We start from the raw sequence: 14193 nt of genomic DNA on the forward strand, positions 1-14193 counted from the left end.
GTTCGGCGTTTTGCGGAAACGCCGAACCGCCACATCTCCTTGTTTTTACGCAATTCCGGACGGAAAACCGCTACACACCCTTTCTGGAATTGCTCTAGGTTCCTCACGTCGCCGTGCAATCGGGTCGCGATTCGGACGGCCGGATACCGAAATCTCTCCTGGACCAGTGGGTCTGGTTTGTACCAGCGCTGGTAAGACAAAAATAGAACAAACCCAGATATTGATTATTTTTCAGATGGTTGTTGCCCCTTGTCAAATGAGAACAAAAAAGGTACAAAAACGGCAGGGATCACGGATTGTCCGGCCTTCATTGACGACCAAGGGGTGATGTATCATGGCTCAGAATTCTTTGCGGCTTGTAGAGGATAAGGCAGTGGACAAATCAAAGGCTCTGGACGCGGCGCTGTCGCAGATCGAGCGCGCTTTCGGCAAGGGCTCGATCATGCGGCTCGGCGCCAACGAGCAGGCGGTCGAGATCGAAACCGTACCGACCGGCTCGCTCGGCCTCGATATAGCGCTCGGCGTCGGCGGCCTGCCGCGCGGCCGCATCGTCGAGATCTACGGGCCGGAAAGCTCGGGCAAGACCACGCTGGCGCTGCACACGGTCGCGGAAGCCCAGAAGAAGGGCGGCATCTGCGCCTTCGTCGATGCCGAGCACGCGCTTGATCCGGTCTATGCCCGCAAGCTCGGCGTCGACCTGGAAAACCTCCTGATCTCGCAGCCCGATACTGGCGAGCAGGCGCTGGAAATCTGCGACACGCTGGTGCGTTCGGGCGCCATCGACGTGCTGGTCATCGACTCGGTCGCGGCACTCACGCCGCGCGCCGAAATCGAAGGCGAGATGGGCGATGCGCTGCCCGGCCTCCAGGCTCGTTTGATGAGCCAGGCGCTGCGCAAGCTGACCGCCTCGATCTCGCGTTCCAACACCATGGTCATCTTCATCAACCAGATCCGCATGAAGATCGGCGTCATGTTCGGCTCGCCCGAGACGACCACGGGCGGCAACGCGCTGAAATTCTATGCCTCGGTGCGCCTCGACATCCGCCGCATCGGCTCGGTCAAGGACCGCGACGAGGTCGTCGGCAACCAGACCCGCGTCAAGGTGGTCAAAAACAAGCTGGCCCCGCCCTTCAAGGTGGTCGAGTTCGACATCATGTATGGCGAGGGCGTGTCCAAGACCGGCGAGCTCGTCGATCTCGGGGTCAAGGCGGGCGTGGTCGAGAAATCGGGCGCCTGGTTCTCCTATAATTCGCAGCGCCTCGGCCAGGGTCGCGAGAACGCCAAGCTGTTCCTGCGCGACAATCCCGACACGGCGCGCGAGATCGAGATGGCGCTCAGGCAGAATGCCGGACTGATCGCCGAGAAATTCCTCGAGAATGGCGGCTCCGAAGGCGGAGAGGACGGTTTCGAGGACGAAGCCGGCGCCGTGTGAGGCGACGGCCGGAGTTTGGCCATAATCTTGTTATATCCGCATATGCTTATGTAATTGAGTTCTAGTTATGTAATTGAGTTCTAGTATTGCGTACCCGAACCGCCGGCCCTCGTGCCGGCGGTTTTGCGTTTGTGGGCGGTGTTGAGCCGCCGCTCGCCGGCTGATTGGCCTAAAGCGCGTCGCGATCTTTCAGATTCGCTCCATGCGCTTTAAGCCTTTGTTTTGATGCATGTCGTTGTCCCAGAACCGCTGCGCACTTCTGGGCGACATGCATTAGGTTTTTGATTTTACGCATGTCTTTATCCCGAAACCGGTTCCCACTTTCGGGAGACATGCTTTAACTCCGTGTTTCTGGACAGGCTCAAGAGCTATCGCTAAAAGGCCCATCTATCTTCTGAAACATGAAAGCCCATCAGCCGCCGGCAGCGCCGGCAGTTCTTGCGAAAAAGGCAGTATGCAATGAGTGGCGTGAACGACATCCGGTCGACATTCCTCGACTACTTCCGCAAGGAGGGTCACGAGATCGTCGCCTCCAGCCCGCTGGTGCCGCGCAACGATCCGACGCTGATGTTCACCAACGCCGGCATGGTGCAATTCAAGAACGTCTTCACCGGGCTGGAGAAGCGTCCTTATTCGCGGGCGTCTACCGCGCAGAAGAGCGTGCGCGCCGGCGGCAAGCACAACGACCTCGACAATGTCGGCTACACCGCGCGCCACCTCACCTTCTTCGAGATGCTCGGCAATTTCTCGTTCGGCGACTATTTCAAGGAGCGCGCGATCGAGCTTGCCTGGAACCTGATCACCAAAGGTTTTGGCCTCAAGAAGGACAAGCTGCTCGTCACCGTCTATCACACCGACGACGAGGCGGCGACTTATTGGAAGAAGATCGCCGGCTTCTCGGACGACCGCATCATCCGTATCCCGACCTCGGACAATTTCTGGGCAATGGGCGACACCGGTCCGTGCGGTCCGTGCTCGGAAATCTTCATCGACCGCGGCGAGCATATCTGGGGCGGCCCGCCCGGCAGCCCGGAAGAGGACGGCGACCGGTTCCTGGAATTCTGGAACCTGGTGTTCATGCAGTATGAGCAGGTGACGAAGGAAGAACGCATCGACCTGCCGCGTCCCTCGATCGACACCGGGATGGGCCTGGAGCGCATGGCCTCGATCCTGCAAGGCGTCGAAAGCGTCTTCGAGACCGACCTGTTCAGGCATCTGATCGATGCCGCGTCCTCCGCGCTCGGCCAGGGTCCGGACCAGGAGAATGTCGCGTCGTATCGCGTGATCGCGGATCATCTGCGCTCGTCCTCCTTCCTGGTGGCCGATGGCGTGCTGCCGTCCAATGAAGGCCGCGGCTATGTGCTGCGCCGCATCATGCGCCGCGCCATGCGCCATGCGCAGCTGCTTGGCGCCAAGGAGCCGTTGATGTGGCAGCTGGTGCCGGCGCTGGTCCGCGAGATGGGCCAGGCCTATCCCGAGCTGGTGCGCGGCGAAGCGTTGATCACCGAAACGCTGAAGCTCGAGGAAACGCGCTTCCGCAAGACACTGGTGCGTGGCCTCGGCCTGCTTTCGGACGCCACCGAAACGCTGCATGCCGGCGACATGCTGGACGGCGAGACGGCCTTCAAGCTCTACGACACTTACGGCTTCCCGCTCGACCTGACGCAGGATGCGCTGCGCCAGCGCAGCATTTCGGTCGACATCGCCGGCTTCACCGACGCGATGGAGCGGCAGAAGGCCGAGGCGCGCGCGCACTGGGCGGGCTCGGGCGAAGCCGCGACCGAAACCGTGTGGTTCTCGGTGCGTGAAAAGACGGGTGCCACCGAGTTCCTCGGCTATGAGACCGAGCAGGCGGAAGGCATCGTCCAGGCGCTGGTCAAGGACGGCAAGGCCATCGACAGTGCGAGCCAGGGCGATGCGATCGCCGTGGTCGTCAACCAGACGCCGTTCTACGGCGAATCCGGCGGCCAGATGGGCGATACCGGCGTGATCTCCGGCGAAGGCTTCTCGATCGAGATTTCCGATACGCAGAAGAAGGCCGACGGTCTGTTCGTGCATCTCGGCAAGGTAGCCAAAGGCACGGTGAAGACGGGCGCTGCGGTCGAGCTCAAGGTCGACCACGCGCGCCGCTTGAAGCTGCGCGCCAACCATTCCGCCACGCATCTCATCCACGAGGCGCTGCGCGAGGTGCTTGGCACCCATGTCGCGCAGAAGGGCTCGCTGGTCGCGCCGGACCGGTTGCGCTTCGACATCTCGCACAACAAGCCGATCTCGGCCGATGAGCTCGAGGTGGTCGAGCGGATGGCCAACGAGATCGTCGTGCAGAACAGCCCGGTGTCGACGCGCCTGATGTCGGTCGACGATGCCATCGCCGAGGGCGCCATGGCGCTGTTCGGCGAGAAATACGGCGACGAGGTGCGCGTCGTGTCGATGGGCACCGGCCTGCACGGCGCCAAGGCCAATCGTCCTTATTCCGTCGAGCTTTGCGGCGGCACGCATGTGAGGTCGACCGGCGATATCGGTCTGGTGCGCATCCTTTCGGACAGCGCGGTGGCGGCGGGTGTGCGCCGCATCGAGGCGCTGACCGGCGAGGCTGCGCGCAAGCATCTCGACGAGCAGGACAAGCGACTGAAAGCCGCGGCGGCGACCCTCAAGATCTCGCCTGCCGACGTGCCGGCGCGGGTCGAGACGCTGCTCGAAGAGCGCAAGAAGCTCGAAAAGGAGCTCACGGAAGCGCGCAAGAAACTGGCGCTGGGCGGCGGCTCGGACGTTGCCGATGCGCCGGCCCCCAACGAGACCGTCGCCGGCGTCGGCTTCCTTGGCAAGGCGGTCACCGGCGTGGCGCCGAAGGACCTGAAGCCGCTTGCCGATGCCGGCAAGAAGACGCTCGGCTCCGGCGTGGTGGTCTTTGTCGGCGCCGGTGAGGATAACAAGGCAAGCGTGGTCGTCGGCGTCACCGACGACCTGATCGCTCGTTTCAGCGCCGTCGATCTGGTGCGCGTGGCGTCCGCCGCGCTCGGCGGGCAAGGCGGCGGCGGACGTCCCGATATGGCCCAGGCCGGAGGCCCGGATGCCTCCAAGGCCAATGATGCGATCGCCGCGGTTAAGGCGGCGCTGGAGGCGGCGTAGGCTGCGGGCTAATTATCGAAACGTCGGCGGGGCAGCGGGGCGCTGTCCCGCGGTCTTTTCAATAATGTCAGCTTACCTTTTCGGTCTTGGCAAAGCTCTGCCGCGCCGCGACGCGCTGATACCAATCGCGCATCTCCACGAACCGCGCCAACAGGTCGCGTCCTTCCGCGACCTTGACGAAATAGGCAATGATCGGCGCCGCATGCAGGTCAGCCAGCGTCAGCTGGTCGCCGAACAGCCAGGGCCCCTTTGCCTTCAGCGATGCCAAAACCTTTAGCACCGTCTCGGCCTGGCGGAGCCCGCCGGCGATCAGCGCCTCGTCCGGCGGGGTCTTTTCCAGCCGCTCGACGGCGACGTCCCAGACCATGGCGCGATAGCCATAGGCGTCGAGCATGCCGATGATCTGGCCCATCCTGGCGCGGCCGCGCACGTCGGCGGGCTGCAGGGCCGGACCGTCGAAGGCTTCGTCGACATAGCGCGCGATAGCGCCGGTCTCGAACAGATGAAAGCCGTCATGCTCGAAGGCCGGGATGCGGCCGAAAGGGTGAAGCTCCAGATACCAGGCCGGAATGCCCTCGGCGGCGAAGATGTCGAGCGGCACCAGCTCGTAGCCGACACCCTTTTCCGCCAAAGTCATCCGCGCGATGCGCACATAGACGCTGTAGTCCGCGCCGTAGAGGATAGGCTTGGCCATCACTTTCGCTCGTTGCTTATCCCAGAAAAAACGAAGGCTCCTTCCGGAGCCTTCGACATTATCGGGATTTGATTACCCCATGGCCTTCTGCAAATTCTCGTCGATCTTGTCGAGGAAGCCGGTGGTCGAGAGCCAGGGCTGGTCGGGGCCGATCAGCAGCGACAGGTCCTTGGTCATGAAGCCCGATTCGACTGTCTGGATGCAGACCTTCTCCAGCGTTTCGGCAAAGCGCTTCAGCTCGGCATTGTCGTCGAGCTTGGCGCGGTGGGCGAGGCCGCGCGTCCAGGCGAAGATCGAGGCGATCGAATTGGTCGAAGTTTCCTCGCCCTTCTGGTGCTGGCGATAGTGGCGGGTCACGGTGCCATGCGCGGCTTCCGCTTCCACTGTCTTGCCGTCCGGCGTCATCAGCACCGAGGTCATCAGGCCGAGCGAGCCGAAGCCTTGGGCCACGGTGTCGGACTGCACGTCGCCGTCATAGTTCTTGCAGGCCCAGACATAGCCGCCCGACCATTTCAGGCTGGAGGCGACCATGTCGTCGATCAGGCGGTGCTCGTACCAGAGCTTGCGCGCCTTGAACTCGGCCTCGAACTCCTTCTCGTAGACTTCCTGGAAGATGTCCTTGAAGCGGCCGTCATAGGCCTTGAGAATGGTATTCTTGGTCGACAGATAGACCGGATAGTTACGCAGCAGGCCGTAGTTCAGCGAGGCGCGGGCGAACTCGCGGATCGACTCGTCGAGATTGTACATCGCCATGGCAACGCCGGCGCCCGGCGCGTCATAGACGTCATGCTCGATCACCTGGCCGTCCTCGCCGACGAACTTGATCGTCAGCTTGCCCTTGCCGGGGAAGCGGAAGTCGGTGGCGCGGTACTGGTCGCCGAAGGCATGGCGTCCGACGATGATCGGCTTGGTCCAGCCCGGCACCAGGCGCGGCACGTTCTTCATGATGATCGGCTCGCGGAAGATGGTGCCGCCGAGGATGTTGCGGATGGTGCCGTTGGGCGACTTCCACATCTTCTTCAGCTTGAACTCCTCGACGCGCGCCTCGTCGGGGGTGATCGTCGCGCATTTCACGCCGACGCCGTATTTCTTGATGGCATTGGCCGAGTCGATCGTCACCTGGTCGTTGGTGGCGTCGCGGTGCTCGATGCCGAGGTCGTAATATTCAAGCTTCAAGTCGAGATAGGGGTGGATCAGCTTGTCCTTGATGAACTGCCAGATGATGCGGGTCATCTCGTCGCCGTCGAGCTCGACGACCGGGTTCGCCACCTTGATCTTCGCCATGGAAAGAATGCCTCGTTGCTGGGGGATCTGGACGGCCTTGCCCGCATGGTTTCGGCCGGGATGCGGAGCGTATATCAAAGGCTTTTTCAGCGCGCAAACCGCGATCCGCGCCGGAGCGGACGGGTACCGCTGTTGTGAATGCTTCATTTTCCGGTCCGGATGTGGCAGGGGACGCCGAAACGCCGCAAACTCCGGTTACCCACAGCCATGCCAGCCACCGAAGATACAACCAAAACCGCTTCCGCCGGACCGGCGATCATCCTGGTCGAGCCGCAGCTCGGCGAGAATATCGGCATGGTCGCCCGCGCCATGGCGAATTTCGGCCTATCCGAGCTCAGGCTCGTCAATCCGCGCGACGGCTGGCCGAGCGAGAAGGCGCGTGCGGCCGCCAGCCGTGCCGACCACGTCATCGACGTCACCAGGGTTTTCGACGATCTGGCCTCCGCGGTTGCCGACCTGAACTTCGTCTTTGCCACGACGGCGCGCGAGCGCGACGGCTTCAAGCCGGTGCGCGGTCCCGTGGAAGCGGGCAGGGCGCTCAGGGCGCATGTCGAGGCGGGCGAGCGCACCGGCATCCTGTTCGGCCGTGAGCGCTTCGGCCTCTATAATGACGAGGTCGGGCTCGCCGACGAGATCGTCACCTTTCCGGTCGATCCCGGCTTTTCCTCGCTCAATATCGCCCAGGCGGTGCTTTTGATGTCCTATGAATGGATGAAGTCCGGCCTCGCCGACGAGACCCAAACCAATTTCTCCGGGCCGGAGCTGGTGCCGGCGACCAAGGAGCAGTTGCACAGCCTGTTCGCCTATCTGGAGAATGCGCTGGAAGCGCGCGGTTATTTCCGCCCTGAGGAAAAGAAGCCGAAGATGGTCGACAATCTGCGCGCCGTGCTGACGCGCGCGGGCTTCGCCGAGCCCGAGCTCAAGGTCCTGCGCGGCATCATCTCCTCGCTCGACCGGTTCTCGCCGGCCATGCCGCGCGGCGACGGCTCGCCCGGAGATGATCCAAGACGATTGCCGGCCGGTGCGCGCAGTCGTGTCAAAGACGAAGAAAGTTAAGATCGATAAGCTGTGAGCATTTGAAGTAACCGATTTTTATTCGGTTGTGCCTCATCCTTGCTGCAATAGTGGGGGTGGCACATGTTTACGTCCAATATTGGTCGACTGCGCTTTTTCCTTTACTCTCTCGGTCTTGCCGTTGCCGAAACCGTGGTGATCGTTACCTCCATTGTCAGCACGATTGGTTTCGAAGGGCTGATCAATTCGGGGCCTGGTCCGGCGCGGCAGGGCATGGCGGGCGCCGTCCTCATCGCCTCGCTCATCTTTGTCGCGCTGCGCGGTAATATCGCCTCGCGCCGCACCCGCGATGCCAATGGGCGCCGCTGGATTCTGTGGGCCTACATCGCCCTTTCCGCCGTTTACGCCCTTCTGCAGGCAGGCGTGCTCCTGGTCGTCAAATTCGGCGATCCCGATAGCATTCCCGGCGGGCTGAACCTGCTTGCGCTTTCGATATTCGGCCTCTGGTGCACGATCCTGTGGGCGAAACCCGTCGCGGGCAGCAATATCGATGAATTGACCGATGTTTTCGAGTTCGACGGTCCGCTTCCGTCACCGACACGCACCGCCGCGCCGGCCGCTCCGCGCGCCGCGGCTGCCGCTTCGGCCGCCCGCGTTCCGCCCGCGCCGCAGCCCTTCGGCAGGCCGCGCCCCGCCGGCTTCGGCAAGCGCGGGATATAATTGTGTCTTAGATGGAGCATGATGCCGTCCGAAAACCGCTTCACACTTTTCGGCATCATGCTCGGACGGCTGCGCAAAAGCTGCTCGCATTCGCCTCTTCAAGACCACGATCATTCGCGATAGAAGCGCGGTCGATCCAATCTCGGATCGGATGCTATCTCTTTGTTTGACGCAATTCCGGACGGAAAACCGTTTCACACTTTTCCTGGAATTGCTCTGGCCGCCGGATGACAATGAGCGATCGATCAAGCCAACGCCCGATCCTGATGTTCGATTCCGGTGTCGGTGGGCTGACCGTGCTGCGCGAGGCGCGCGTGCTGATGCCCGACCGCCGCTTCGTCTATGTCGCCGACGACGCGGCTTTTCCTTACGGCGCCTGGGAAGAACCGGCGCTCAAGGATCACATCCTTACGCTGTTCACCAAGCTGCTCGACCGGCTGCGGCCGGCGATCTCCGTCATTGCCTGCAACACCGCATCGACCCTGGTGATCGACGCGCTGCGCGAGAAATTCCCCGGCCATCCGTTCGTGGGCACCGTGCCGGCGATCAAGCCGGCCGCCGAACGCACCCGCTCCGGTCTGGTATCGGTGCTGGCGACGCCCGGCACGGTGAAGCGCCAGTACACGCGCGACCTTATCAGCAAATGGGCGCAAAAATGCCATGTGCGCCTGGTCGGCAGCGACCGGCTGGCCGGACTTGCCGAGATCTATATGCGCCAGGGTTTCGTCGACGAGGAAGCCGTGCGCGCCGAAATCGCGCCCTGCTTCATCGAACGAGACGGCAACCGCACCGACATCGTCGTGCTCGCCTGCACGCATTATCCGTTTCTCGCCAACCGCATGCGCAAGACCGCCCCCTGGCCGGTCGACTGGATCGATCCGGCCGAGGCGATCGCGCGGCGCGCCATGTCGCTGCTCGAACCTGTCGGTGAGACATCGGGCGAGAGCGAGCCCGATCTTGCCGTCTTCACCTCGGGCAAGGTGGATTTCGCTACGCGACGGCTGATCCAGGGCTTTGGATTGACCGCACGCTAGACGGCCGGTTCGAAGACTATGCTGCGCTGATCCGGATCGGCCGAGACCAGCTTCAGCTCGAGATCGTCGCCCTGCCTGAGCCCGGAAGCCTTGACGTTGGCGACGACAGGCATGTCGGCAAGCTGCACGCGCACGCCATGGTCGACGATATCGGTGACGGCGGCCTTGAATGTCTCTCCTTCATGTCCCTTTAGCATGACGGCCTCGGCAAGGTCGATGGCGGCGTGGTTGATCTGCGAAGCGCGGGCGTCCGCGCGCCCCATCACCTTCGGCAATCTGGCGAAGGCATCGGTGACGGCCTGCGGCACGGGTTGGCCATTGGCGATTGCCAGCGCGCAGCGCACGACATAGCGGTCGGCCAGCCGCCGGAGTGGCGCGGTGGCATGCGCGTAGGTCGCGGCCATCGCCTCATGCCAGGGCACGACGCCCTCCTGATAGGGCTGGTAGGACGCGCCATTGCCTGCGCGGCGGATTTCCAGCATCAGCGCCGCCTGTTTCGGATCGGCGGGATCGAGCGTGCGCTGATAGTCGCGCAAGCTGGTGGAGGCAGGCCAGGCAACGCCGAGCGCCTGCGCGGCGCTGCGCAGTCTTTGCACCTTGGAAGCGTCGGGTCCCGACATCACCCGGAACAGCCCGGTCTTGTGCGCCAGCATGGCATCGGCGATCGCTATATTGGCCGCCAGCGAAAGTGCTGCATTGTCCTGCTCGGATTGCAGCAGCGGCCGGAACGAAAGGTGGAACGTGCCGTCGGCGAGCTTTTCCACCGCCTGCTCGGGCGGATCGACACGCGAAGCGCCGCGCCGCTCTTCGTTTGCCGCCATGCGCCGCGACAGTTCCGCGAAGCCGGCCGGAACATCGGCGGCCGTGACGCTGTCATAGGCGAGCTTCGCGCGGCTCTGGATGATTGCCCGCTCCGCGCCATCCAGCTTCACCGCGCCGTCCCCGGCGACCCGGACCGTGAAGACGACTGCAGGGCGCGGTCCGTCGGGCAACAGGCTCGCCGCAGCCTCGGCAAGCACCGGCGGGTAAAGCCCGGCCTTGCCGTCCGGCAGATAAAGCGTCTCACCCCGCGACCAGGCTTCGATATCAATCGCGTCGCCGTCCTCGACGAACCAGGCAACGTCGGCAATGGCATAATGCAGGAGGAGATCGCCGCCGCTGGCCTCGATCGAGAAGGCCTGGTCGAGATCTGTGGAGCTCGCCGGATCGAGCGTGACGAAGGGCATCGCCGTGCGGTCGGCATGCTGCGCGGGCACACGCTTTGCCGCCGCCTGCGCCGCGGCCGTCACCTCCGGCGGAAATCCACCCGGCACGTGGAACTCGGTGCGGATTTTCGCGAGGCCGGTGGAGAGCGCCTGTGCGGGATCGGTCAGCGATTTCATGTCGACGTCCTACACTGGCGTTCCGGAAGCGGGAAGATCGTCAACGAAAATCGCCTGGGAGGGCTGACCGGCTTGCCGATGCCAGCGGTTGGAGCTGCAAGCGTTGGAACTGCCGCGAAGGCGCGGCGTTCTCCTTCTATCTAATTGACGCAATTCCGAACGGAAAGCCGTTTCACACTTTTCCTGGAATTGCTCTCCAGCAAAGGAGAAACCGCCATGCCCGCTACATCGCAAGCCCAGCAAAAGGCCGCCGGCGCAGCCCTTTCCGCCAAGCGCGGCGAGACCAAGAAGAGCGAGCTCAAGGGTGCTTCGCGCGAAATGTATGACTCGATGAGCGAGAAGCAGCTCGAGGAGTTCGCAGAGACCAAGCGCAAGACCTTGCCGGCAAAGAAGTCATAAATCACGATCGGATGAAAAAGCCCGCGGTATTGGCCGCGGGCTTTCTGGATTGGCTCAGGCGCCGGTTTAGCGGCGCCACCAGCAGTGCTTGGTCTTGTAGCGGACGACGTGGCGGTGGCCGTGGCGCCATACGACCTTCTTCTTCCACACGACGCGGCAAACCTGCTTGTGGCCGCTCCAATGCCTGGCCATGGCCGGTTCCGGCGTGATGACCGCCATCGAGCCGGCCAGCAACGCCGCGCCTGTCAGGGTAAGGAAGAACTTCTTCATGGGATTTCGGACTCCTCTGCTCCAGTCCCTTCATCATGTGAGGGCGTTTGCATCCAAAGACGCTGCACTCCGCCCCCGATGCCGTCGGCGTGCCGCCAGCAACGCATAAAACGCTATAGGGTTGCGGACCGCGCGGCCAGCCACAAGCTTGACAGCGGTTAAATCTGTGTTTAACAGGCCCAGCAACACCGGGTGGCGACGCCCGGTGGTTTCTTTTGACGTGTCCCGTGGGTCTTCCGTCGCTTTGCGTGGAAAACCCTGTCAGGTCTCGAAAACGGAGGCCAGAGGAGGGCGCGTTTCCTTCGCCCGGAGCCATGGGGTTCCGGGTATATTGTTTTGAAAGGGAATGCGATGAGCAAGCGCGAATCCGCGAAATACAAGATCGACCGCCGTCTCGGCGAAAACATCTGGGGCCGCCCGAAGTCCCCGGTCAACAAGCGTGAATACGGCCCCGGCCAGCATGGCCAGCGTCGCAAGGGCAAGCTTTCCGACTTCGGCCTGCAGCTGCGCGCCAAGCAGAAGCTGAAGGGTCACTATGGTGACGTTTCGGAAAAGCAGTTCCGCAAGGTCTATGAAGAGGCCGACCGCCGCAAGGGCGACACCTCCGAGAACCTGATCGGCCTGCTCGAGTCGCGCCTCGACGCGATCGTCTATCGCGCCAAGTTCGTGCCGACCATCTTCGCCGCCCGTCAGTTCGTCAACCACGGCCACGTCAACGTCAACGGCAAGCGCACCAACATCGGTTCGTATCGCTGCAAGCCGGGCGACCTCATCGAGGTGCGCGAGAAGTCGAAGCAGCTCGTGATCGTGCTGGAATCGGTCGCTCTCGCCGAGCGCGACGTGCCGGACTACATCGAAGCCGACCACAACAAGATGACTGCGACCTTCGCTCGCGTTCCGGGCCTGTCGGACGTGCCGTTCGCCGTCCAGATGGAACCGAACCTAGTCGTCGAATTCTACTCGCGCTGATCGAACTCAATCAGCCGCAATATCAAGGCCGCCCATCGAGGCGGCCTTTTCTTTATCGGCCGCGTCCGTTAAGCCGGGCGGCAACCGGACCGATGGGCATCAGCGCCATGAATATGCTGCCAGATACCAAATCGCTTGACGTGAAATCCCTGGAACCGATGAGCGACGATACCGAAGGCGGCTTCCATCCGCTGTTTGCCGACGTGCCGTCCTCGGTCGAGTTCAACAAGCTGCGCAAGCGGCTGCTCAGGCTGACGCGCCAGGCGATCGAGGATTTCGCCATGGTGAAGCTCGGCGAACGCTGGCTGGTGGCGCTTTCTGGTGGCAAGGATTCCTACGGCCTGCTGGCGCTTTTGCTCGACCTCAAATGGCGTGGGCTTCTGCCGGTCGAACTGCTCGCCTGCAATCTCGACCAGGGCCAGCCGAATTTTCCAAAACACATCCTGCCAGACTATCTCAACGCCAACGGCATCGCTCACCGCATCGAATACCAGGACACCTATTCGGTGGTGACGGACAAGCTGCCCGAGGGCAGCACCTATTGCTCGCTCTGCTCGCGGCTCAGGCGCGGCCATCTCTACCGGATCGCGCGCGAGGAGGGGTGTTCGGCGCTGGTGCTCGGCCACCACCGCGAGGACATCCTCGAGACCTTCTTCATGAACCTGTTCCACGGCGGGCGTCTCGCCGCCATGCCGCCGAAGCTTCTCAATGACGAGGGCGACGTCATGGTGCTGCGGCCGCTCGCCTACAGCGCGGAGGCGGATCTCGAAAAATTCGCCAACGCGATGAAATTCCCGATCATCCCGTGCGACCTCTGCGGCAGCCAGGAAGGGCTTCAGCGCAACGCCATGAAGGCGATGCTCGATGATATCGAGAAGCGCATGCCGGGCCGCAAGGACACGATGATCCGCGCCATGACCAATGTTCGGCCCTCGCATCTGTTGGACAGGAAGCTGTTCGACTTCGCGGGGCTCGGCACGAACCCAGGACAAGACATTTCCGATGCGATTTGACGATAAAGCGATCGACTGGCTGGCCGAACTTCTCGCCGACGCGGCAAAGGCCGAAATCATGCCGCGCTTCCGCCGGCTGGGCGAGGGCGACGTCCGCCAGAAGACGTCCGCCGCCGACCTCGTCACCGAGGCGGACGTCAACGCCGAGAGGCTGATCACCGCCCGGCTGCGCGAGCGCTATCCCGACGCCATGGTGGTCGGCGAGGAAGCCTGCTCCGATAATCCGGCGCTGCTTTCTGGCCTTGGCGATGCCGCGCTTGCCTTTGTCATCGATCCGGTCGACGGTACTTTCAATTTCGCTTCCGGCGTGCCGCTGTTCGGTGTCATGGCCGGCGTCGTCGTCAATGGCGAGACCGTCGCCGGCATCATCCACGACCCGGTCGGCAAGGACTGGCTGATCGGCACCAAGGGCGCCGGCAGCCATATCCGCCACGCGCATGGCGCGCTGGAGAAGGTACGCGTCGCGGCGCCGGTGCCGATGTCGCAGATGACCGGCGCCGTTTCCTGGCAGTTTCTCACGGAGCCTGAACGCTCGCGGCTTGCCCGCAACCAGACCAAGACGCTGTCGCAGTTCGCCTATCGCTGCGCGGCGCATGAATACCGGCTTTTAGCCAGCGGCTACGCCCATTTCGTGCTCTACAACAAGCTGATGCCCTGGGATCATCTGGCGGGCGCGCTGATCCACCAGGAAGCCGGCGGCCATGTCGCGCGCGTCGACGGCAGCGCCTACCTGCCGTCGCATGTCGATGGTGGTCTGCTGGTCGCGCCGGACAAGCAAAGCTGGGACGAGTTGCGTCGCGAGCTCTGGGCGGAATAGGATCGGTTGCGCCGGCCCCGCTTGGCCGCCCTTCCT

The 14193-nt window shown here is 63.1% G+C and carries 13 protein-coding genes; 9 read left to right on the plus strand and 4 right to left on the minus strand.

Annotation, left to right across the window (positions count from 1 at the left end; all coding sequences use genetic code 11):
- Positions 1–334 precede the first annotated feature (334 nt).
- A complete protein-coding gene (recA, locus tag LB572_RS14880) occupies positions 335–1432 on the plus strand; it encodes a recombinase RecA (protein ID WP_224668241.1) in 1098 nt (365 codons plus the stop codon).
- 459 nt (positions 1433–1891) lie between these two features.
- Positions 1892–4561 (plus strand): alanine--tRNA ligase, encoded by a 2670-nt coding sequence (gene alaS, locus LB572_RS14885; protein WP_224668242.1) that lies wholly within the window; start codon positions 1892–1894, stop codon positions 4559–4561.
- Between the two features lie 67 nt (positions 4562–4628).
- Here alaS and LB572_RS14890 read toward each other — a convergent pair whose 3' ends face one another.
- Positions 4629–5255 (minus strand): glutathione S-transferase family protein, encoded by a 627-nt coding sequence (locus tag LB572_RS14890; protein WP_140803869.1) that lies wholly within the window; start codon positions 5253–5255, stop codon positions 4629–4631.
- Positions 5256–5327: 72 nt separating this feature from the next.
- Positions 5328–6539 (minus strand): NADP-dependent isocitrate dehydrogenase, encoded by a 1212-nt coding sequence (locus LB572_RS14895; protein ID WP_140803871.1) that lies wholly within the window; start codon positions 6537–6539, stop codon positions 5328–5330.
- Positions 6540–6746: 207 nt separating this feature from the next.
- Here LB572_RS14895 and LB572_RS14900 point away from each other — a divergent pair, with 207 nt between their 5' ends.
- The 3 genes from LB572_RS14900 (at position 6747) to murI (ending at position 9307) form a co-directional block, all read left to right on the plus strand.
- A complete protein-coding gene (locus LB572_RS14900) occupies positions 6747–7595 on the plus strand; it encodes an RNA methyltransferase (RefSeq protein WP_224668243.1) in 849 nt (282 codons plus the stop codon).
- Positions 7596–7676: 81 nt separating this feature from the next.
- Complete coding sequence (locus LB572_RS14905) at positions 7677–8273, plus strand: hypothetical protein (protein WP_140806126.1); 597 nt, start codon at positions 7677–7679, stop codon at positions 8271–8273.
- A gap of 233 nt (positions 8274–8506) precedes the next feature.
- A complete protein-coding gene (gene murI / locus LB572_RS14910) occupies positions 8507–9307 on the plus strand; it encodes a glutamate racemase (protein WP_140806128.1) in 801 nt (266 codons plus the stop codon).
- Here the strand turns inward: murI and LB572_RS14915 are convergent.
- On the minus strand, positions 9304–10689 hold the full coding sequence (locus tag LB572_RS14915) for an RNB domain-containing ribonuclease (protein WP_224668244.1): 1386 nt from the start codon (positions 10687–10689) through the stop codon (positions 9304–9306). The genes murI and LB572_RS14915 overlap by 4 nt on opposite strands.
- A 216-nt stretch (positions 10690–10905) precedes the next feature.
- On the opposite strand from LB572_RS14915, the gene LB572_RS14920 reads away from it, so the two are divergent.
- Positions 10906–11088: a DUF3008 family protein gene (locus LB572_RS14920; protein ID WP_140806132.1), complete on the plus strand. Its 183-nt coding sequence runs from the start codon at positions 10906–10908 to the stop codon at positions 11086–11088.
- 66 nt (positions 11089–11154) lie between these two features.
- Here LB572_RS14920 and LB572_RS14925 read toward each other — a convergent pair whose 3' ends face one another.
- On the minus strand, positions 11155–11358 hold the full coding sequence (locus tag LB572_RS14925) for a hypothetical protein (protein ID WP_140806134.1): 204 nt from the start codon (positions 11356–11358) through the stop codon (positions 11155–11157).
- Between the two features lie 351 nt (positions 11359–11709).
- Between LB572_RS14925 and rpsD the strand changes: the two genes are divergently transcribed.
- From rpsD to LB572_RS14940, 3 genes are all read left to right on the plus strand, one after another.
- Positions 11710–12327, plus strand: coding sequence for a 30S ribosomal protein S4 (gene rpsD / locus LB572_RS14930; protein ID WP_140806136.1), 618 nt, complete (start codon positions 11710–11712; stop codon positions 12325–12327).
- A gap of 158 nt (positions 12328–12485) precedes the next feature.
- On the plus strand, positions 12486–13340 hold the full coding sequence (gene ttcA, locus LB572_RS14935) for a tRNA 2-thiocytidine(32) synthetase TtcA (RefSeq protein WP_224668245.1): 855 nt from the start codon (positions 12486–12488) through the stop codon (positions 13338–13340).
- Positions 13330–14157 carry an inositol monophosphatase family protein gene (locus LB572_RS14940; protein ID WP_224668246.1) on the plus strand — a complete coding sequence of 276 codons (828 nt, stop codon included), beginning with the start codon at positions 13330–13332 and terminating at the stop codon, positions 14155–14157. The genes ttcA and LB572_RS14940 overlap by 11 nt, the downstream gene beginning before the upstream one ends.
- The last annotated feature ends 36 nt before the right edge of the window (positions 14158–14193 follow it).

The sequence above is a fragment of the Mesorhizobium sp. BH1-1-5 genome (assembly GCF_020165615.1).
Taxonomy (GTDB): Bacteria; Pseudomonadota; Alphaproteobacteria; order Rhizobiales; family Rhizobiaceae; genus Mesorhizobium.

Excerpts from the sequence above, each read along its gene's own strand:
- LB572_RS14890 (WP_140803869.1), bottom strand. The coding sequence starts at position 5,255 with ATGGCCAAGCCTATCCTCTACGGCGCGGACTACAGCGTCTATGTGCGC.
- LB572_RS14895 (WP_140803871.1), bottom strand. The coding sequence starts at position 6,539 with ATGGCGAAGATCAAGGTGGCGAACCCGGTCGTCGAGCTCGACGGCGAC.
- LB572_RS14940 (WP_224668246.1), top strand. The coding sequence starts at position 13,330 with ATGCGATTTGACGATAAAGCGATCGACTGGCTGGCCGAACTTCTCGCC.
- LB572_RS14925 (WP_140806134.1), bottom strand. The coding sequence starts at position 11,358 with ATGAAGAAGTTCTTCCTTACCCTGACAGGCGCGGCGTTGCTGGCCGGC.
- recA (WP_224668241.1), top strand. The coding sequence starts at position 335 with ATGGCTCAGAATTCTTTGCGGCTTGTAGAGGATAAGGCAGTGGACAAA.
- LB572_RS14920 (WP_140806132.1), top strand. The coding sequence starts at position 10,906 with ATGCCCGCTACATCGCAAGCCCAGCAAAAGGCCGCCGGCGCAGCCCTT.
- LB572_RS14905 (WP_140806126.1), top strand. The coding sequence starts at position 7,677 with ATGTTTACGTCCAATATTGGTCGACTGCGCTTTTTCCTTTACTCTCTC.
- rpsD (WP_140806136.1), top strand. The coding sequence starts at position 11,710 with ATGAGCAAGCGCGAATCCGCGAAATACAAGATCGACCGCCGTCTCGGC.
- ttcA (WP_224668245.1), top strand. The coding sequence starts at position 12,486 with ATGAGCGACGATACCGAAGGCGGCTTCCATCCGCTGTTTGCCGACGTG.
- murI (WP_140806128.1), top strand. The coding sequence starts at position 8,507 with ATGAGCGATCGATCAAGCCAACGCCCGATCCTGATGTTCGATTCCGGT.
- LB572_RS14915 (WP_224668244.1), bottom strand. The coding sequence starts at position 10,689 with ATGAAATCGCTGACCGATCCCGCACAGGCGCTCTCCACCGGCCTCGCG.
- alaS (WP_224668242.1), top strand. The coding sequence starts at position 1,892 with ATGAGTGGCGTGAACGACATCCGGTCGACATTCCTCGACTACTTCCGC.
- LB572_RS14900 (WP_224668243.1), top strand. The coding sequence starts at position 6,747 with ATGCCAGCCACCGAAGATACAACCAAAACCGCTTCCGCCGGACCGGCG.